This window comes from Klebsiella sp. D-Nf1, assembly GCF_002810515.1.
GTDB lineage: Bacteria > Pseudomonadota > Gammaproteobacteria > Enterobacterales > Enterobacteriaceae > Klebsiella > Klebsiella variicola.
In genome coordinates this window covers 726,739-746,127 of the sequence record NZ_PIOK01000002.1, presented here as the reverse complement: position 1 = coordinate 746,127, position 19,389 = coordinate 726,739, and the positions used below count along the sequence as shown (strand labels likewise).

The following is a 19,389-nucleotide window of genomic DNA, read 5'->3' as shown; positions in this document are numbered from 1 at the left end:
AGCAAGCTCTCTGTGCTACCGCTCGACTTGCATGTGTTAGGCCTGCCGCCAGCGTTCAATCTGAGCCATGATCAAACTCTTCAATTTAAGTTTGATGCTCGTGAATTAAACTTCGTAATGAATTACGTATGTTCACTCAGAGACTTGGTATTCATTTATTGTCCGAAGACATTAAGAATCCATGTCACTTTGAGTGCCCACACAGATTGTCTGATAAATTGTTAAAGAGCAGTTGCAACGCGGCTTTCAGCTCACCGTTGCGAGGTCCCGTATAATACGTTTTCCTCATTCAGAGTCAAGCACTTATTTTGCTTTTCTCTGTCGGTTTTCAGCGTTGAACTTCACCGCCGAAACCCTGCTAACCCGGCGGCTTGCTTGCCGTTGTTCCGTGTCAGTGGAGGCGCATTATAGGGAGTAATTCTGAAGTGACAAGGATAAATTCAAAAAAAGAATCCAACCGCTCACTTTTCAATCAAAATGATTGTTGAGCTTTAATTCTTGCCTGGTTTTTAAACAAAAACGAGCCCGTTGGGCCCGTTTTTGTCGTTTTGTGACTTACTGCACTGCCACGATACGGTCGTCTTTCACCACCAACTCGACGGTTTTTCCCGGAACCAGCTCACCGGAAAGGATCTGCTGGGCTAACGGGTTCTCAATCTGCTGCTGAATAGCACGTTTCAATGGACGAGCGCCGTACACCGGATCGTAGCCATTGGCACTGAGCAACTTCAACGCCTCATCGGACATCCGCACTTCATACCCACGCTCTTCCAGACGTTTATACAGACGCTGCAGCTGGATCTGGGCAATAGAAGCAATATGTTTTTCACCCAGCGGATGGAAGACCACCACTTCGTCGATACGGTTGATAAACTCCGGACGGAAGCTCTGGCTAACCACACCAAGCACCAGATCCTTCATATGACCGTAGTCCAGCTCGCCAAAACGTTCCTGAATCAGATCGGAACCGAGGTTCGAGGTCATGATGACCACCGTATTACGGAAGTCGACCGTTCTCCCCTGCCCGTCGGTCAGACGCCCGTCGTCAAGCACCTGCAGCAGAATGTTGAACACATCCGGATGCGCTTTTTCCACTTCATCCAGCAGAATGACGGAATAAGGACGACGACGCACCGCCTCGGTCAGGTAACCGCCCTCTTCATAGCCGACGTATCCCGGAGGCGCACCGACCAGACGCGAGACGGAGTGTTTCTCCATAAACTCGGACATATCGATACGCACCATCGCGTCGTCGCTGTCGAACATAAAATTAGCCAGCGTTTTGCAAAGTTCGGTTTTACCGACCCCGGTTGGACCGAGGAACAGGAACGAACCAATCGGCCGGTTCGGATCGGACAGCCCGGCACGGCTGCGGCGAATAGCGTTAGATACCGCTTCAACCGCCTCATCCTGGCCAATCACCCGATGATGCAAATCCTGCTCCATACGCAGCAGTTTTTCACGCTCGCTTTCCATCATTCTCGCCACAGGAATGCCGGTCCAGCGTGCCAGCACTTCGGCAATCTCCGCATCCGTTACTTTGTTACGTAACAGGCGCATGGTTTTACCTTCGGACTGAGTGGCAGCCGCCAGCTGTTTTTCCAGTTCCGGAATTTTTCCGTACTGCAGCTCGGACATCCGCGCCAGGTCGCCGACGCGGCGCGCCTGTTCAATAGCGATTTTCGCCTGTTCAAGCTCGGCTTTAATAGTCTGGGTACCGGAGAGGGATGCTTTTTCCGCTTTCCACTCTTCTTCCAGTACCGAGTACTGACGCTCTTTATCCGCCAGCTCCTCATTGAGCATATCAAGACGCTTCAGGCTCGCTTCATCAGACTCTTTCTTCAGCGCCTGCTGTTCCAGTTTCAGCTGGATAATACGGCGATCGAGACGGTCCAGCTCCTCCGGCTTGGAATCGATCTGCATACGGATGCTGGACGCCGCCTCATCGATAAGGTCGATGGCTTTATCCGGCAGCTGACGGTCGGCAATATAGCGGTGAGACAGCGTCGCCGCCGCGACAATCGCCGGGTCAGTGATCTGCACGTGGTGGTGCAGCTCGTAACGTTCTTTCAGGCCACGCAGAATAGCAATGGTATCTTCTACCGTCGGCTCGGCGACGAACACCTTCTGGAAGCGACGTTCCAGCGCGGCGTCTTTTTCGATGTACTGACGGTATTCATCAAGCGTGGTCGCCCCGACGCAGTGCAGTTCACCACGCGCCAGCGCTGGCTTCAGCATGTTGCCCGCGTCCATCGCGCCGTCGGCTTTACCCGCGCCGACCATGGTGTGCAGCTCGTCGATAAACAGAATGACGTTGCCTTCCTGTTTTGACAGGTCAGTCAGCACGCCTTTCAGACGCTCTTCAAACTCACCGCGGTATTTCGCCCCGGCCACCAGCGCCCCCATATCCAGCGCCAGCACCCGACGGCCTTTCAGCCCTTCAGGTACTTCGCCGTTAACGATGCGCTGCGCCAGCCCTTCGACGATTGCCGTTTTACCCACCCCGGGTTCACCAATCAGTACCGGGTTGTTTTTGGTACGACGCTGCAGTACCTGAATGGTACGGCGAATCTCTTCATCACGGCCGATCACCGGATCCAGCTTGCCCTGCTCGGCTCGCTCGGTCAGATCGACGGTAAATTTCTTCAATGCCTGACGTTGGTCTTCGGCACCCTGATCGTTCACGCTTTCACCTCCGCGCATTTGTTCAATCGCCTGAGTCACGTTGGCGGTTGTTGCTCCGGCGGATTTTAAAAGGTCGGTCAGCGTACCGCGCGATTCAAGCGCCGCCAGAACGAACAGTTCCGACGAAATAAAGTTGTCCTTTTTCTTTTGCGCCAGCTTGTCGCAAAGGTTCAGGATCCGCACTAAATCCTGAGAAGGTTGTACATCGCCGCCGGTGCCTTCCACCTGCGGTAAACGGCTCAAGGCCTGTTCGATGTCAGTGCGTAGTTTCCCGGCATTCACGCCCGCCGAGGTTAATAAAGGACGTACCGATCCCCCTTCCTGATTCAGCAAGGCGCTCATTAAATGAAGAGGTTCGATGAATTGGTTGTCGTGCCCGAGTGCGAGTGACTGGGCATCGGCAAGAGCAAGCTGGAATTTATTGGTAAGACGATCCAGACGCATAACTCCTCCCATAAACAGGTCAAATTTGCTACTGGAGATTAAATGAGGTCATCCCTCAATTATTCAAGGTTAAAGACCTGAACTATGCGAAAAATAAGTTTGCCTTCTGGATCGTCTTGATTCTCTAGGTTATATCAGCCAAATGAAACTTGCCATACGACCAGTGGTCTTGTCGCGCCGGTAAGAGAAAAAATCATCCTTTTCGCTTAGCGTGCAGCGATCGCCGCCGAAAATCTGCTCAACGCCGACGTTTGCCAGACGCTGCCGAGCCAGTTGATAGATATCAGCAAAATATTTCTCGCCTGCCGGACGAAAAGCCCGGTGCGCGTTCTCGTCCTTCGCCATAAAGGCATCCCGGACTTCCGGCCCCACCTCAAACGCCTGCGGACCGATGGCAGGGCCCAGCCACGCCATCATGTTTTCGGCTTTATCGGCGAAACGGGCAACCGTCTCTTCCAGAACCCCTTCGCATAAGCCGCGCCATCCCGCATGCGCCGCGGCGACTTCGGTGCCGTCGCGGTTACAGAACAGGACCGGCAGGCAGTCAGCGGTCATCACCGCACAGACGGTGCCTGGCGTACGACTATAAGAAGCATCTGCGCGTTTCGACGGATAGGGTCCGCCGTCCAGCGTCAGAACGTCGGTGCCATGAACCTGCTCCAGCCAAACCGGGTAAGACGGCAAGCCACCGGCGGCAAACATCCGCCGCCGGTTTTCTTCAACATGCTGCAGATTGTCTCCGCAATGGGCGCCCAGGTTGAGCGAGTCATAGGGCGGCAGACTCACGCCGCCAATGCGGGTCGAACTACAGGCCGCCACGCTGCGGGGCATCGGCCACTGCGGTACAATCAGTTTAGTCATAACCAGTCAATATCGTCCTTATGGGCTTCAAAATCGGCACGCATCGCCTCGATGAGCTCGACCATATCCTGTGGGATGGGCGCATGCCACTCCATTTCAATGCCGGTGATCGGGTGGTACAGACGCAGCATGGTGGCGTGCAGCGCCTGGCGGTCGAATTTACGCAGTGCGGTGATGAACTCCTCCGACGCGCCCTTAGGTGGACGCGGCCGGCCGCCATACACCTGGTCACCCACCAGCGGATGGGTGATATGCGACATATGCACGCGGATCTGGTGCGTACGACCGGTTTCCAGGCGCAGGCGCAGGCGCGTATGGATGCGGAAATGTTCCATAATCCGGTAGTGGGTCACCGCCGGTTTGCCCATCGGATGCACCGCCATATGGGTACGTTTTGTCGGGTGACGACTGATCGGCTCTTCCACTGTGCCACCGGAAGTCATGTGGCCGATGGCCACCGCTTCATACTCGCGGGTGATCTCGCGCAGCTGCAGCGACTCCACCAACCGGGTTTGTGCCGGAATGGTTTTCGCCACCACCATCAGACCGGTGGTGTCTTTATCCAGACGGTGCACGATCCCCGCGCGCGGCACATCGGCAATCGGCGGATAGTAGTGCAGCAGCGCATTCAGCACAGTACCGTCAGGGTTGCCCGCGCCAGGATGCACAACCAGATCGCGCGGTTTGTTAATCACGAGGATGTCATCATCTTCGTAAACGATATTGAGCGGAATATCCTGCGGCTGGAAGCGCGCTTCTTCTTCGATTTCGACATCGATAGCGATGTGCTCTCCCCCCAGCACTTTTTCTTTCGGCTTATCGCCAATGGTGCCATTGACTAATACGCGTTGGTCAAGGATCCATTCTTTTATCCGCGATCGCGAATAATCAGGGAACAATTCGGCCAAAGCCTGATCTAAGCGTTGACCGAGTTGATTTTCGGTCACCGTTGCGGTGAGTTGTACTCGTTGTGCCATATACAGCTTCTTCGTTTAACGTTGGGTTTTACGGCTTTGCCGTTTAATATAGTGTGCTATTGTAGCTGGTCTTAATCGGGAGCAGGAACAGAGATTCTCCCGCATAAACATTTTGAGGAAGTCAAAACGTCATGACGCGCATGAAATACCTGGTGGCAGCCGCCACACTGAGCCTGGCTTTGGTGGGTTGCTCCGGCTCTAAGGAAGAGGTGCCTGATAATCCGCCGAATGAAATCTACGCGACTGCCCAGCAAAAGCTGCAGGACGGTAACTGGAAACAGGCGATAACGCAACTGGAAGCGTTGGATAACCGTTATCCATTCGGCCCTTATTCCCAACAGGTACAGCTGGATCTGATTTATGCGTATTACAAAAACGCCGATCTGCCGCTGGCTCAGGCGGCCATCGATCGCTTCATGCGTTTGAACCCCACCCACCCGAATATCGATTACGTCATCTATATGCGCGGCCTGACCAACATGGCCCTGGATGACAGCGCCCTGCAGGGTTTCTTTGGCGTCGACCGCTCTGACCGCGATCCGCAGCACGCGCGCGATGCCTTCAATGACTTCTCCAAACTGGTTCGTGGTTACCCGAACAGCCAGTACGCCACTGACGCCTATAAACGCATGGTGTTCCTGAAAGATCGCCTGGCCAAATATGAGCTGTCGGTCGTGGATTACTACACCGACCGTGGCGCCTGGGTTGCCGTCGTGAACCGCGTGGAGGGTATGATGCGTAACTATCCGGATACCCAGGCCACCCGCGATGCCCTGCCGAAGATGGAAAACGCCTATCGTCAGATGCAGATGAACGCCCAGGCAGACAAAGTCGCCAAAATCATCGCCGCCAACGACAAGAACACCTGAGGGTAATACCCGAAAGCAAAACGGCAGCCAGCGGCTGCCGTTTTTTTATACTTTATCCCGGCTAGCTGAAGCGGTTTAGCGCCGGGTTAACTCATCAAATATGGCCTGCTTTGTCGGGTTCGACAAGTAAAATCTCACTTCTTCCTGCCCTGTCTCACAAAATGAATTCGTTGACAAAAAGTGACAATAAAATGTGATTTAGATCACACATTTTGACATTGGGAAAGGTATGCTGGATTCACCAAGACGGGAAAGACAAGAGGTAAAATTTATGACAATGAACATTACCAGTAAACAAATGGAAATTACTCCGGCAATCCGCCAGCATGTCGCAGACCGTCTCGCCAAACTGGATAAGTGGCAAACTCATTTAATTAACCCGCACATCATTCTGTCTAAGGAGCCGCAGGGTTTTATCGCTGATGCAACCATCAATACGCCCAACGGTCATCTGGTTGCCAGTGCGCGCCATGAAGATATGTACGTCGCCATTAACGAATTGATCAACAAGCTGGAACGGCAGCTGAATAAAGTGCAACACAAAGGGGAAGCCCGCCGCGCCGCGACGTCGGTGAAAGAGGCAGGCTTTGTGGAAGAAGAAGAGTAATCCTTAACTTAAGTTGTGTCATGCCACGCGCCTTCGGGCGCGTTTTTTATTGACAGAGTGAAAACAGTACAGGTACTGTAATCCCCACTACCTAAAGGAATTCATCATGAAACGTGTCCCGTTCTTCTTCGCATTCTTTTTTACCTTCCCCTGATCGGGAGGCAATTCGTCGTATAAGAAAGAATGCGAAGACGAACAATAAGGCCTCCCACCCGGGAGGCCTTTTTTATTTGATAACGACAAAGGCAACATCTATGACCGAGGAAAACCCATTACTGGCGCTGCGCGATAAGATAAGCGCACTGGACGAGAAACTGCTTGCTCTGCTGGCGGAGCGCCGCGGGCTGGCTGTTGAGGTTGGTAAAGCCAAACTGGCTTCCCACCGTCCAGTGCGTGATATTGACCGCGAACGCGATCTGCTGGAGCGTCTGATGACCATCGGCAAGCGTCATAATCTGGATGCACACTACATCACCCGCCTGTTCCAGCTGATCATCGAAGACTCTGTCCTGACCCAACAAACCCTGCTGCAGCAGCATCTGAATAAAATTAATCCGCATTCGGCCCGCGTGGCGTTCCTCGGCCCTAAAGGCTCTTATTCGCACCTGGCGGCGCGTCAGTATGCTGCTCGCCACTTTGAGCAGTTTATTGAGAGCGGCTGCGCGAAGTTCGCCGATATTTTTAATCAGGTAGAGACCGGCCAGGCCGATTACGCGGTGGTGCCGATTGAAAACACCAGTTCTGGCGGGATCAACGACGTCTACGATCTGCTGCAGCACACCAGCCTGTCGATCGTTGGCGAACTGACGATCCCTATCGATCATTGCGTGCTGGTCAGCACCTCGACGGATGCCGATAAAATTCATACCGTTTACAGCCATCCTCAGCCGTTCCAGCAGTGCAGCCAGTATCTGAGCCGCTACCCGCACTGGAAAATCGAATATACCGAGAGCACCTCGGCGGCAATGGAAAAAGTGGCGCAGGCTAACTCCCCGGCCGTTGCGGCACTCGGCAGCGAAGCGGGTGGCGCCCTGTATAGCCTGCAGGTGCTGGAGCATTGCCAGGCCAACCAGACGCAGAATATCACGCGCTTCCTCGTCCTGGCGCGCAAAGCGGTGAACGTCTCCGATCAGGTTCCGGCCAAGACCACGCTGTTAATGGCAACCGGTCAGCAGGCGGGCGCCCTGGTGGAAGCCCTGCTGGTACTGCGCAACCACAATCTGATCATGACCAAACTGGAATCCCGTCCGATCCACGGCAATCCCTGGGAAGAGATGTTTTACCTTGATATTCAGGCCAACCTGGAGTCATTGCCCATGCGCAAGGCACTGAAGGAGCTGGCGGAAATCACTCGCTCCATGAAGGTCCTCGGTTGCTACCCCAGCGAAAACGTGGTGCCGGTGGATCCGGTTTAACGTTCGCGGAACGGTAATTTCTTCATCCCTGCCACCGCAACCGGCAGGGTGAAGATGGCGCCTGACAGCGGATACTGAGCCAGCTCATCGTCCCCCATATTTTCCCGGGTTGTGGTGATATAGAGCGTTTTCATATCAGCCCCACCGAAGCAGACCATTGTCGGACAACGAACCGGCATCGGGTAAGTCTCCAGCTCCTCGCCCTGCGGCGAGAAACGAGCAATCCGCCAGCCGTCAAACATCGCGCTCCAGTAACAGCCCTCCACATCGATCGCCGCCCCATCAGGGATGCCTTCGCCCGGCTGGAAACGGCGAAACACCTCGCGTCGTCCAGGCTCACCCTGTTCATCCAGCGGCGTACGGTAGATCACGGCGTTCGGCGTATCAGAGGTATACATCCAGCGCTGGTCGGCGCTAAACGCCAGACCGTTGGCGCCATGGATATCACACTGGATCACTTTCGGCTTCAGGTCATTATCGACTCGCATCAGCAGCGCGCCGTTGTAATCCCCCGGCCCCCAGAAGGTGCCGGCATAAAAACGCCCCTCGCGATCGGTCCCACCATCGTTAAACCGCGCCAGCTCCGGATTGCTCGGATTATCACAGACTTTCCGCCGCAGCAGGCCGTGGGCGTCGGTCAGCCAGATGCCACTGCGTAATGCAACGATAAACCCGCCCTTCTCACGCAGGGAGAAACAGCCGACCTCCTCCGGAAACTGCAGCACCTGGTGTTCGCCGCTGCGGGTATCGTAGCGGTGGATTTCACACTCCATGATATCGGCCCAGTAGAGGGCCTGTTCAGCCTCGCTCCAGGTCGGGCATTCCGGCAGGTATCCGGTGTAGTCAAACAGCGGTTGTGGTTCAGCCATCGTTGTCATCCCTATAAATAAAGCCAGCGGTCGCTGGCTTTATTGTATACATCTTTTTCGCTTTACTGCCGATTATCGTTCGCCTGACGCAGTAGCGTGCGGCTCTCGCTCTGGAAACGCTGAGCGTAATCGCCAAACCAATGTTCGACTTTACGGAAGCTGTCGATAAACGCCTGCTTATCGCCCTGCTCCAGCAGGCCAATCGCTTCACCGAAACGCTGGTAATAGCGCTTAATCAGCGCCAGGTTGTTTTCCGATGACATAATAATGTCGGCGTACAGCTGCGGATCCTGGGCAAACAGGCGCCCCACCATCGCCAGCTCCAGCCGGTAAATAGGTGACGAAAGCGCCAGCAGTTGCTCAAGACGCACATTCTCTTCTGCCAGGTGCAGACCATAGGCGAAGGTGGCAAAGTGGCGCAGCGCCTGAATAAACGCCATGTTCTGATCGTGCTCAACGGCGCTGATGCGGTGCAGCCGCGCGCCCCACACCTGAATCTGCTCGAGGAACCACTGATACGCTTCCGGCTGGCGGCCATCACAATAGACCACCACCTGCTTCGCCAGGCTGCCGCTGTCCGGACCGAACATCGGGTGCAGGCCAAGAACCGGACCCTGATGCGCTGCCAGCATCGCCTGCAGCGGCTCCGCTTTCACCGAGGCAAGGTCGATCAGAATGCAATCCGCCGGCAGCGGCGGCAGCCTGCCGATCGTCTCCACGGTGGTGTGAATCGGTACGCTGACGATGACCATGCCGGCATCGGCGACGATATCCGCCGCCCGCGCCCAATCCTCTTTTTCCAGAATACGCACCTGGTAGCCGGACAGCGTTAACATCTTCTCAAACAGACGCCCCATCTGCCCGCCGCCGCCGACGATAACCACCGGTCGCAAATTCGGGTGCAGGGTTTTGAAGCCTTTGTCGTTTTCGCTGGAATAGGATTCCCGCATCACGCGACGCAGAACATCCTCGATCAGATCCGGCGGTACGCCGAGCGCAGCCGCCTCTTCACGCCGGGAGGCGAGCATCGCCGCCTCGCGCTCCGGGACGTAAATCGGTAGGCCATACTGGCTCTTCACCTCGCCGACTTCGGCCACCAGTTCCAGACGCTTAGCCAGCAGGCTAAGCAACGCTTTATCTACTTCATCAATTTGATCGCGTAACGCGGTCAGTTCAGCAACCATACTTTCCTCTTACATCAAACGGGCCGCCAGATGGCCGCGGAGATCCTTATCCAGTTCACGCAGCAGCGCATCGGTGCTTTCCCAGCTGATGCAGGCATCAGTCACCGAGACGCCGTATTTCATCGCCTCACGCGGCTGTTCAGAGGACTGATTACCTTCGTGGATATTACTCTCGATCATCAGGCCGATAATGGAGCGGTTGCCATCTTTGATCTGCGCGACAACGGATTCAGCCACGGCTGGCTGGCGGCGGAAATCTTTATTGGAGTTCCCATGACTGCAATCTACCATCAGCGACGGTTTCAGTCCCGCCTGCGCCATCTCTTTTTCGCATTTCGCCACATCTTCCGGACCGTAGTTCGGCGCCTTGCCGCCGCGCAGGATCACATGGCCATTCGGATTACCCTGCGTTTGCAACAGACAGACCTGCCCGGCCTGGTTGATGCCGACGAAACGGTGCGGCATTGCCGCGGCGCGCATCGCGTTGATGGCCGTCGCCAGGCTACCGTCGGTACCGTTTTTAAAGCCGACCGGCATCGACAGGCCGGAGGCCATTTCGCGGTGCGTTTGTGATTCCGTGGTACGTGCGCCGATGGCAGACCAGCTGAACAGATCGCCAAGGTACTGCGGACTGTTCGGATCCAGCGCTTCCGTCGCCAGCGGCAGTCCCATGTTCACGAGCTCGACCAGCAGACGACGCGCAATCTTCAGGCCGCCTTCAACATCAAACGAACCATCCATGTGCGGATCGTTAATCAGCCCCTTCCAGCCCACGGTGGTACGGGGTTTTTCAAAGTAGACGCGCATCACCAGGTAGAGGCTATCGCTGACCTCTGCGGCAAGGGCTTTAAATCGACGAGCATATTCAATCGCAGCTTCCGGATCGTGAATCGAGCAAGGACCGCAAACCACCAGCAGGCGCGGATCGCGGCCAGCGATGATATCGGAGATGGTCTCACGGGCATGCGCAATCTGCGCTTCCTGTTCAACGCTCAGCGGGAATTCCGCCTTCAGTTGCTCCGGGGTCATTAACACATGTTCGTCGGTAATATGTACGTTATTCAGCGCGTCTTTTTGCATGATTGCGATCCTGTGTAGCTCGTTTGCGATAAAGGTTGCCTCAGCGGGCATGACGTAACGATACCACACGGAGTAAAGAATTCAATCCATATTCCGTAAATTTTACTTTACACCAATAAATTAATTGGCTCTTAACCCGGCAATAAACGTACAACAATGTTTACATCACCCTAAATCACACCAAACTTGCGCACTATCGCTATCGCTATTACGAAAAATCCTGGTGAGATTTGTCCCAAAGCAAAGGGCGCATGTAATGACGGGTTTTGTTAACAGTGGTATTCTGCGCCGGGCATCGGCAGCGGTATTTCCCGCGCTATGGCGAATTTGACGGAAGCGTTAATGACAGTATTACACCGTCTTTTATTGACTGTATTTTTTCTCATCGCGGTATCTCCTGTTTTTGCTGCCGGACCTTCAGAACATGTTCGCGCTATTGTTTCCGGGATCGTGACCTACACCCGTTGGCCGGCATTAACAGGGGCGCCGAAGCTGTGCATTTTTGCCTCATCACGCTTCACCCATAGCCTGGCTCATGAAGATCCGGATGCCTTGCCCTATCAACCGGTGATAGTACGTAATAGTGAAGAAGCGTTAAAAACGACCTGCGATGGTTTTTATTTTGGCAGCGAATCACCGACCCAACAGTCGGAATTAACTCGCCGCTATGGCCCGAAGCCGCTTTTACTCATCGCAGAACAAAATACGGATTGCTCCATTGGTAGCGCGTTTTGCCTGATCATCAACGACGACAGGGTCCGCTTCTCCGTTAATCTGGACGTTCTGACGCACAGCGGGGTCCGGGTTAACCCGGACGTCCTGATGCTTGCCCGGAAAAAACCACATGAATAAGGACTTTTCACAGACCGCGCGCCCGACATTTAAACGCGCGCTTCGTCGAATTAGCGTGATAAGCGTGGTGATCTCCATGACGCTGGTCTGGCTGCTGCTAAGCACAGCCTCAATCTTCACGCTCAAGCAGTACGCGCAGAAAAATCTAGAGCTCACTGCCGCGACCATGGGTCGCAGCCTTGAAGCCGCCCTGGTATTTGGCGACAGCGCGGCGGCAGAAGACACCCTCGCTTCACTGGGGAAGCAAGGGCAGATTTCCCAGGCCATTGTACTCAATGGCCAGAAGCAGCACTTCGCCGCGTGGCGCCACGAACCGCTGGCCAACAAAGAGCAAGTGAGCGGACTTGTCAGTAAATGGCTGTTTCCGGAGCCCACGGTGCAGCCCATCTGGCACCAGGGCAAACAAATCGGCGAACTGCAGCTGACTGCTCTCGATAAGCTGATCAGCCACTTTCTTGGGATCTCGATTCTGGTACTGACCGGCAGCATTCTGCTCGCCTCGTTTATCGCCCTGCTGCTGACTCACTCTCTGCACCGGGGGATCGTTGCCGCGCTGCAGAGCATCACCGAAGTCGTGCACGATATTCGCGAAAATCGCCATTTCTCGCGTCGGGTGCCCGAGGAGCGTATTGAGGAGTTCCATCTTTTCGCTCAGGACTTTAACAGTCTGCTAGGGGAGATGGAGGACTGGCAGCGACAGTTGCAGGCCAAAAACGCCCAGCTGTTACGTAGCTCGCTACACGACCCGCTGACCGGCCTGGCTAACCGCGCTGCCTTTCGCAACGCGCTCGCCGAACTGATGAAGAACGAGGTGGGCCATCAGACCTCGGCGTTACTGTTTCTTGACGGTGATAACTTCAAGCTGATCAATGACAACTGGGGACACGCGGCGGGCGATAAAGTGCTGACGGAGGTCGCCAGCCGCCTGATGGCCTTCGCCGGCAAACGCCATCTGGCGTGGCGCCTTGGCGGCGATGAGTTTGCCGTTCTGCTGCGCGAGGTGCGCTCGGAAGCCGAAGTGCAGGCCCTGTGCCAGGCGCTGTCCGAACAATTTCTTCCGCCATTCAACCTGCACAATGGCCATAGCGCCACGCTCTCGTTGAGCGTCGGTTATGCCCTGGCGTGGGAGCACGCCACCGCGGAATCACTGCAAGAACTTGCCGATCAGAATATGTATCGGATGAAAAACCAACGTATCCAGCAGACGCTGAAATAATAAAGGACTCATTATGCTCAGGAAATATTTCGCTCCCGCCCTGATGGCGGCGGCGCTTTTGACAGGTTGCCAGGCTCCTCAGGGAAAATTTACCCCCGAGCAGGTGGCGGCGATGAAATCTTACGGCTTCACTGAAAACAATGGCGATTGGTCCCTGGGCTTATCCGATAGCATCCTGTTTGACAAGAATGACTACCGACTACGTCCCGACAGCCGCCAGCAGATCACCACGATGGCCTCGCGGCTGGCGGCGACCGGGATCACCCATAGCCGCCTTGAAGGCCATACCGATAATTACGGTGAGGATAGCTATAACGAAGCCCTGTCGCTTAAGCGCGCCAATAGCGTGGCCGATGCCTGGGCGGAAGGCGCCCATGTCCCGCGCAGTCATTTAGTCACCCGCGGCCTAGGCAAGAAATACCCGATTGCCAGCAACGACACGGCGGCCGGGCGCGCTGAAAACCGCCGGGTCACGGTGGTCATCAGCACGCCGTAAGCCTTCGCTTAATCGCTCGACTTCGCCGTCCTCATTGCCGTTGCCGCGCGCCAGCGCAGGTAGTCAACGGCAATGAACAGCACCAGACTTGCCCCCATCAACGGCATGGCCAGCCCCAGGAATAATGCTATCCCCAGCACCAGCCCACGGGCAGGCCAGACGAGTGATAACCACGCCTGCAGCAGCGAATGCGCCGGATCCCAGACCGCCTGAGGCGGACGACGGATCCACCACAGCCGATACCCCACCCCGATAGTGACGCACAGCGCGCAGCCGAACCCCACCAGCAGCAGCTGATTCGCCAGACCAAAGAGGATCCCCATGTGGAAATCGACGCCCCAGCGGGTCAGCTTCGCCATCAGCGGGAAGTCGGCGAACCGGGTGCGATCCACCACCTGCATCGTGGCGCCATCGATCGCCACCGCGTCCACCTGCGTCGGCCAGCGGCGGTCTATCTCATTCACCGTCCAGGCACGTTCCTCCGAAACCGGCGGACGGATCTCCAGCCGGCTGGCGTTCAGCCCCGCCTGACGGGCCACCGCCAGTGCCTGGTCAAACTGCGCTGGCTGCAGCGATGACTGATGCTGCATGGCCATCCCGTCCATATGATGCCCGGCGTGGGGATCGTGCGCCATCGGCGCCTCACCGTGCAGCAGGGTATTCACCTGCGGCGTCCACCAGCCGAAAGCCGCCCGCATTTTATCCACATTACCGCCAGCCCATTGCGACCAGGTCAGGCCGGTGGCGGAGAAGAGCAGCATGCCCAGCAGTAAGCTCCAGCCCAGTGTCACGTGCAACCGACGATGATTCTGCAGGGCGTTATTGATCCGCCGTTTTGGACGCGTCATCGCCCACAGGGCAATTCCCCCCAGCGCGGCGACCCACATCCATGAGGCAGCCAGTTCGCTATAGAGTCGCCCGCTGTCGCCCAGCAGCAGCGAACGATGCGCATAATCAATCCACTGGCGCAGCGGCAGGATGCCGCTGGTACCATAGACCGTCATATCGCCCTTCACCCGTAGCGAGATCGGATCGACAAAGATGGCCCGGGATTCTGACTCGCCCAGGCTCGGGTCAACAAACATAATCCGGGTGGTCTCCCCCATCGCAGGGGCCGGCCGCACCGCCAGCAGCCGCAGATTACCCTGGGTCGCTTCTTCCGCCACCGCAATCTGGGCACTGAGCGGCTGCGGGGTCCCGTCGGCAAGGCCATGCAGCGCGTCGTGATAGAGCCAGTTTTCCAGCTGCGGCGTCGCCACGTACAGCGTGCCGGTCAGGGCAGCGACAAAGATAAACGGTCCGATAAACAGTCCGATGTAGAAATGGAGGCGGCGCAGCAGGTTTAACCATGCCGCGCGCGAGGTGCAGGTTGTCATACTTTTCCTTTTTTAAAGCAAAAGAGGTCATTGCGCGGTGCGCAGATTGATTTTTATTAAAGGGAAAAAGCAGACAGCCGCGGCGGGGCGCGGGTTTCAGGGTAGAGCCAGGGAAAGTAGTGCCAGTGTTTTAATACCGGGCGAGAAGCCGGCAGGCTAATGCGCCGCAGGAGCATGGCGACGAACAGCGCCAGCGCGAAAAGCAGTCCCGGGACATGGGCTAACAGCACGCAATAGCCACACGCTTCGGCATGGTCCAGCGGCAGTTCGTGTCCGGTATGCGTGGCGCCGTCTGTGCTATGCATCATCGCCATCTCGTGGTCGGGCATTTGCGCCATGCTCGCGGAAGAGCTGTCCATCATCATGGCGTGGTGCATGCCAGGCATGGCGCTCATGGGGTCTTTTTGCAGGGAGATGGAGATCAGGGGGGCCACGACGATCAGCAGGATCGCCAACAGCGCCAGCCAGGCGGCTCGCCGTTTAGGTGTCGTTTGCTGGAAACTGTTGCTGACCACCGCCCCTCCGAAATGAGGCCGTATTGTAAATGATTTGCATCACGATGGTTACAACAAAGATAAAAAAAGGGCCAGCCACTTGGCCAGCCCTTCTGTCAGGATGTCGCGAAAGCGAATCTTAGTTAAGACGCTCTTTGATACGAGCAGACTTACCAGTACGCTCACGCAGGTAGTACAGTTTAGCTTTACGTACAGCACCACGACGTTTAACAGCAATGCTGTCAACTACCGGAGAGTGAGTCTGGAAGACACGCTCAACGCCTTCGCCGTTGGAAATTTTGCGAACAGTGAATGCAGAGTGCAGACCGCGGTTACGAATAGCGATAACCACGCCCTCGAATGCCTGCAGACGTTTTTTGGAACCTTCAACAACCCATACTTTCACTTCCACGGTATCACCCGGACGGAAGGAAGGTACGTCCTGCTTCATCTGTTCTTGTTCAAGTTGCTTAATAATGTTGCTCATAATTTAATCTCTTATCCTGGGTAAACTGATATTGGGGGCTCACGCCTGCCCATCATGTTTATGCTGCTGTTGCGCGTGTTCGCTTTTGAACTGCGCCAGCAACTTTGCTTGCTCTTCAGTCAGAGCCAGGTTTTCCAGAAGTTCAGGTCTTCTAAGCCAGGTGCGGCCCAGCGACTGCTTCAGACGCCAGCGACGTATCTCAGCATGGTTTCCCGACAGCAATACTGGCGGTACCTCCATCTCTTCTAACACTTCAGGACGGGTATAGTGCGGGCAATCCAGCAACCCATCAGCAAAGGAATCTTCCGTTGCCGAAGCTTCATGGCCCAGTACTCCCGGAATGAACCGGGAAACGGAGTCAATCAGCGTCATTGCCGGTAACTCACCACCGCTGAGAACGTAATCGCCGATTGACCATTCTTCGTCAATTTCGGTTTGGATTACGCGCTCGTCTATCCCTTCGTAGCGACCGCACACCAGAATCAGTTTCTGATTCGTTGCCAGTTCGCTGACGCCCGCTTGATCAAGCTTGCGTCCCTGAGGTGACAGATAAATCACCTTCGCGCCTTCACCTGCCGCGGCTTTTGCTGCATGAATAGCATCCCGTAAAGGTTGCACCATCATTAGCATCCCCGGTCCGCCGCCGTAAGGACGATCGTCCACGGTACGGTGCCGGTCATGAGCGAAGTCGCGAGGACTCCAGCTTTCGATGCTCAGCAGGCCATTTTTTACTGCCCGGCCAGTTACCCCGTAATCGGTAATTGCGCGGAACATTTCAGGAAACAGGCTAATTATGCCAATCCACATAGCGCCGTCTTTTACCGTTTATCCGGAGAATTTAAAAACCAGGATCCCAATCTACTTCGATAGTACGCGTAGTGAGATCGACTTTCTTGATAACCTGCCCATCGAGGAACGGAACCAACCGCTCCTTGATGCCAAATGCATCTTTCAGGTTTGCCTTGATGACGAGTACGTCATTAGACCCGGTTTCCATCATATCGATGACTTTACCGAGGCTATAGCCTTCCGTTGTCACTACCTGGCAGCCCATCAGGTCTTTCCAGTAGTAGTCACCCTCTTCCAGCTCCGGCAACTGCGATGAATCCACGATAATTTCGCAATTAGTCAGTAGATTCGCGGCATCACGATCGTCAACGCCTTTCAGCTTGATGATGATGTCCTGATTGTGGTGGCGCCAGCCTTCCAGCTCAACAACCTGCCACTGACCCGCCTTCTGGATTAACCAGGGCTGATAGTCAAAAATGCTTTCGGCGTCTTCGGTGGAGGAAAACACTCTGAGCCAACCACGGATACCGTAGGAAGAACCCATTTTCCCCAATACGATCGGATCAACAGGTGCTTGTGCGGTGTGTTGCTTGCTCATCATGACCACCGTGACAGATTAAGCTGCTTTGTTAGCGGCTTTGATCAGCGCGGCAACGCGATCGGAAACAGTAGCGCCCAGGCCAACCCAGTGAGCGATACGATCCAGATCCAGGCGAGTTTCTTCTTCCGCGCCGCTAGCGATCGGGTTGAAGAAACCAACGCGCTCGATGAAGCGACCGTTGCGTGCATTACGGCTGTCGGTGACAACAACCTGGTAGAACGGACGCTTTTTAGCGCCGTGACGTGCTAAACGAATAGTTACCATAACATCCTCTTGTGTGAATAAAACAACCGGGCCCCATCGAGGAACGGAGCCCGGTGTCATATTAAAAGCCCGAAAATTTTACTGATTTCTGTGCAAAAATCAATTCAAAACTACATACGCTAAATAATTTGAGTTGCAGGACAAAACGCGAAAGCGTTTTGAACAGCGCTTGCGCTGGCCCCGAAGGGGTGAGGCCGAATGGCCGAATCACGCGGCAAGTGAGTAAATCCCCGGGAGCGTACACAAGTACATGACCGGGGTGAACGAACGCAGCCAACGCTCCTGCGGCTTGAATTATGACGCGTATTAGCGGCCCGGGAAACCTGGCGGCATCATCCCTTTCATCCCGCGCATCATCTTCATCATGCCGCCTTTCGACTTCATCTTCTTCATCATGCGCTGCATGTCGTCGAACTGCTTCAGCAGACGGTTCACATCCTGCACCTGCATCCCGCAGCCGGCGGCGATACGGCGCTTACGTGAGCCTTTGATGATTTCCGGCTTGGCGCGCTCTTTCAGGGTCATCGAGTTGATGATGGCTTCCATACGCACCAGCACTTTGTCGTCCATCTGCGCTTTTACGTTGTCCGGGATCTGGCCCATACCCGGCAGCTTGCCCATCAGGCTGGCCATGCCGCCCATGTTTTTCATCTGACGCAGCTGCTCAAGGAAGTCGGTCAGATCGAAACCGTCGCCTTTCTTCAGCTTGGAGGCCAGCTTCTCGGCCTGCGCGCGGTCAACTTTGCTCTCGATATCTTCGATCAGCGACAGCACGTCGCCCATGCCGAGGATACGGGAAGCGACGCGGTCCGGATGGAACGGCTCCAGCGCTTCGGTTTTCTCGCCGACGCCGAGGAATTTAATCGGCTTGCCGGTAATATGGCGAATCGACAGCGCCGCACCGCCGCGGGCGTCGCCGTCCACTTTGGTCAGCACCACGCCGGTCAGCGGCAGCGCTTCGTTAAAGGCCTTCGCGGTATTCGCCGCATCCTGACCGGTCATCGCATCGACGACGAACAGGGTTTCAACCGGGTTAATGGCGGCGTGGACGTGCTTGATTTCGTCCATCATCGCTTCGTCAACGTGCAGACGACCGGCGGTATCCACCAGCAGCACGTCGTAGAATTTGAGTTTCGCTTCTTTCAGCGCCGCATTGACGATATCCACCGGCTTCTGGCCGACGTCAGACGGGAAGAAATCGACGCCGACCTGCTCGGCCAGGGTTTCCAGCTGTTTAATCGCCGCCGGACGGTAAACGTCCGCGGAAACGACCAGCACTTTCTTCTTGTGCTTCTCGCGCAGGAATTTCCCCAGCTTACCGACGCTGGTCGTTTTACCGGCACCTTGCAGACCCGCCATCAGCACCACCGCCGGCGGCTGCGCCGCCAGGTCGAGCGTCTGGTTCTCTTCGCCCATCGCCGCCACCAGCTCGTTGCGGACGATTTTGACGAACTCCTGACCCGGGGTCAGGCTTTTATTGACTTCATGGCCGACCGCGCGCTCTTTCACGCGGCTGATGAAATCACGTACTACCGGAAGCGCAACGTCCGCTTCCAGCAGCGCCATGCGCACTTCGCGCAGGGTGTCTTTAATATTGTCTTCTGTAAGGCGTCCGCGGCCGCTAATGTTGCGCAGCGTACGCGACAAACGATCGGTTAAATTATCAAACATTGTCTCTCGCCTGAGGTGGAAACGGTCGGTCGCCGCAGCGACACACAAAACGAATGTGGCGGAGTATAACACGACATCAATCTGAATGTGCTGCAACGGTTGGAGCAGAGGCCTGCTGACGTTATACTGCTTCTCTTTCTTATTTAGCCAAC

Annotated in this window: 20 protein-coding genes, 1 rRNA gene and 1 other annotated feature; of the genes, 7 read left to right on the top strand and 14 right to left on the bottom strand. The window is 55.7% G+C overall.

Features of this window, described 5'->3' with window-relative positions:
• The 4 genes from CWM54_RS13650 to rluD form a co-directional block, all read right to left on the bottom strand.
• Positions 1 to 87 (bottom strand): 16S ribosomal RNA (locus tag CWM54_RS13650); the annotation flags it as partial.
• A 468-nt stretch (positions 88 to 555) separates the two neighbouring features.
• Positions 556 to 3,129, bottom strand: a complete 2,574-nt coding sequence (gene clpB, locus CWM54_RS13645) for an ATP-dependent chaperone ClpB (RefSeq protein ID WP_061153632.1) — start codon at positions 3,127 to 3,129, stop codon at positions 556 to 558.
• 129 nt (positions 3,130 to 3,258) lie between these two features.
• Entirely contained in the window at positions 3,259 to 3,990 is a 732-nt protein-coding gene (yfiH, locus tag CWM54_RS13640) for a purine nucleoside phosphorylase YfiH (protein ID WP_008806081.1), read from the bottom strand.
• Positions 3,987 to 4,967: a 23S rRNA pseudouridine(1911/1915/1917) synthase RluD gene (rluD, locus tag CWM54_RS13635; RefSeq protein ID WP_032433442.1), complete on the bottom strand. Its 981-nt coding sequence runs from the start codon at positions 4,965 to 4,967 to the stop codon at positions 3,987 to 3,989. Before rluD ends, yfiH begins: the two co-directional genes overlap by 4 nt.
• Positions 4,968 to 5,098: 131 nt before the next feature.
• Between rluD and bamD the strand changes: the two genes are divergently transcribed.
• From bamD to pheA, 4 genes are all read left to right on the top strand, one after another.
• Entirely contained in the window at positions 5,099 to 5,836 is a 738-nt protein-coding gene (gene bamD, locus CWM54_RS13630; RefSeq protein WP_061153630.1) for an outer membrane protein assembly factor BamD, read from the top strand.
• Positions 5,837 to 6,107: 271 nt separating this feature from the next.
• On the top strand, positions 6,108 to 6,443 hold the full coding sequence (gene raiA, locus CWM54_RS13620) for a ribosome-associated translation inhibitor RaiA (RefSeq protein ID WP_061153629.1): 336 nt from the start codon (positions 6,108 to 6,110) through the stop codon (positions 6,441 to 6,443).
• A 105-nt stretch (positions 6,444 to 6,548) separates the two neighbouring features.
• Positions 6,549 to 6,673 (top strand) — a sequence feature (Phe leader region).
• Positions 6,550 to 6,597 carry a pheA operon leader peptide PheL gene (pheL, locus tag CWM54_RS13615; RefSeq protein ID WP_100632159.1) on the top strand — a complete coding sequence of 16 codons (48 nt, stop codon included), beginning with the start codon at positions 6,550 to 6,552 and terminating at the stop codon, positions 6,595 to 6,597. It overlaps the preceding feature by 48 nt.
• A 24-nt stretch (positions 6,674 to 6,697) precedes the next feature.
• Entirely contained in the window at positions 6,698 to 7,858 is a 1,161-nt protein-coding gene (gene pheA, locus CWM54_RS13610; RefSeq protein ID WP_100697475.1) for a bifunctional chorismate mutase/prephenate dehydratase, read from the top strand.
• Here the strand turns inward: pheA and CWM54_RS13605 are convergent.
• The 3 genes from CWM54_RS13605 to aroF form a co-directional block, all read right to left on the bottom strand.
• Positions 7,855 to 8,727 carry an SMP-30/gluconolactonase/LRE family protein gene (locus tag CWM54_RS13605; protein WP_100680870.1) on the bottom strand — a complete coding sequence of 291 codons (873 nt, stop codon included), beginning with the start codon at positions 8,725 to 8,727 and terminating at the stop codon, positions 7,855 to 7,857. The two genes, pheA and CWM54_RS13605, sit on opposite strands and share 4 nt — an antisense overlap.
• A 62-nt stretch (positions 8,728 to 8,789) precedes the next feature.
• Positions 8,790 to 9,911 (bottom strand): bifunctional chorismate mutase/prephenate dehydrogenase, encoded by a 1,122-nt coding sequence (tyrA, locus tag CWM54_RS13600; protein WP_061153626.1) that lies wholly within the window; start codon positions 9,909 to 9,911, stop codon positions 8,790 to 8,792.
• A 9-nt stretch (positions 9,912 to 9,920) separates the two neighbouring features.
• Positions 9,921 to 10,991, bottom strand: a complete 1,071-nt coding sequence (gene aroF, locus CWM54_RS13595; protein ID WP_100697473.1) for a 3-deoxy-7-phosphoheptulonate synthase AroF — start codon at positions 10,989 to 10,991, stop codon at positions 9,921 to 9,923.
• A 342-nt stretch (positions 10,992 to 11,333) separates the two neighbouring features.
• Between aroF and CWM54_RS13590 the strand changes: the two genes are divergently transcribed.
• The 3 genes from CWM54_RS13590 to CWM54_RS13580 are packed head-to-tail and all read left to right on the top strand — an operon-like array spanning position 11,334 to position 13,555.
• The gene (locus CWM54_RS13590; RefSeq protein WP_012540842.1) at positions 11,334 to 11,843 is read left to right on the top strand and encodes a YfiR family protein; all 510 of its coding nucleotides are present in this window, start codon (positions 11,334 to 11,336) and stop codon (positions 11,841 to 11,843) included.
• Positions 11,836 to 13,059 carry a diguanylate cyclase DgcN gene (gene dgcN / locus CWM54_RS13585; protein WP_074387821.1) on the top strand — a complete coding sequence of 408 codons (1,224 nt, stop codon included), beginning with the start codon at positions 11,836 to 11,838 and terminating at the stop codon, positions 13,057 to 13,059. The genes CWM54_RS13590 and dgcN overlap by 8 nt, the downstream gene beginning before the upstream one ends.
• A 13-nt stretch (positions 13,060 to 13,072) precedes the next feature.
• Positions 13,073 to 13,555: an OmpA family protein gene (locus CWM54_RS13580; protein ID WP_100675887.1), complete on the top strand. Its 483-nt coding sequence runs from the start codon at positions 13,073 to 13,075 to the stop codon at positions 13,553 to 13,555.
• Positions 13,556 to 13,563: 8 nt separating this feature from the next.
• Here CWM54_RS13580 and CWM54_RS13575 read toward each other — a convergent pair whose 3' ends face one another.
• From CWM54_RS13575 to ffh, 7 genes are all read right to left on the bottom strand, one after another.
• Entirely contained in the window at positions 13,564 to 14,931 is a 1,368-nt protein-coding gene (locus tag CWM54_RS13575) for a PepSY-associated TM helix domain-containing protein (protein WP_100680867.1), read from the bottom strand.
• Between the two features lie 56 nt (positions 14,932 to 14,987).
• Entirely contained in the window at positions 14,988 to 15,446 is a 459-nt protein-coding gene (locus tag CWM54_RS13570; RefSeq protein ID WP_100697471.1) for a DUF2946 domain-containing protein, read from the bottom strand.
• Positions 15,447 to 15,564: 118 nt separating this feature from the next.
• Positions 15,565 to 15,912, bottom strand: coding sequence for a 50S ribosomal protein L19 (rplS, locus tag CWM54_RS13565; protein ID WP_002914145.1), 348 nt, complete (start codon positions 15,910 to 15,912; stop codon positions 15,565 to 15,567).
• Between the two features lie 39 nt (positions 15,913 to 15,951).
• Positions 15,952 to 16,719, bottom strand: a complete 768-nt coding sequence (trmD, locus tag CWM54_RS13560) for a tRNA (guanosine(37)-N1)-methyltransferase TrmD (RefSeq protein ID WP_008806092.1) — start codon at positions 16,717 to 16,719, stop codon at positions 15,952 to 15,954.
• A gap of 31 nt (positions 16,720 to 16,750) precedes the next feature.
• A complete protein-coding gene (rimM, locus tag CWM54_RS13555) occupies positions 16,751 to 17,299 on the bottom strand; it encodes a ribosome maturation factor RimM (RefSeq protein WP_008806093.1) in 549 nt (182 codons plus the stop codon).
• An 18-nt stretch (positions 17,300 to 17,317) separates the two neighbouring features.
• Positions 17,318 to 17,566: a 30S ribosomal protein S16 gene (gene rpsP, locus CWM54_RS13550; RefSeq protein ID WP_012540839.1), complete on the bottom strand. Its 249-nt coding sequence runs from the start codon at positions 17,564 to 17,566 to the stop codon at positions 17,318 to 17,320.
• 306 nt (positions 17,567 to 17,872) lie between these two features.
• The gene (gene ffh, locus CWM54_RS13540) at positions 17,873 to 19,237 is read right to left on the bottom strand and encodes a signal recognition particle protein (RefSeq protein ID WP_100697467.1); all 1,365 of its coding nucleotides are present in this window, start codon (positions 19,235 to 19,237) and stop codon (positions 17,873 to 17,875) included.
• Between the last annotated feature and the right edge of the window lie 152 nt (positions 19,238 to 19,389).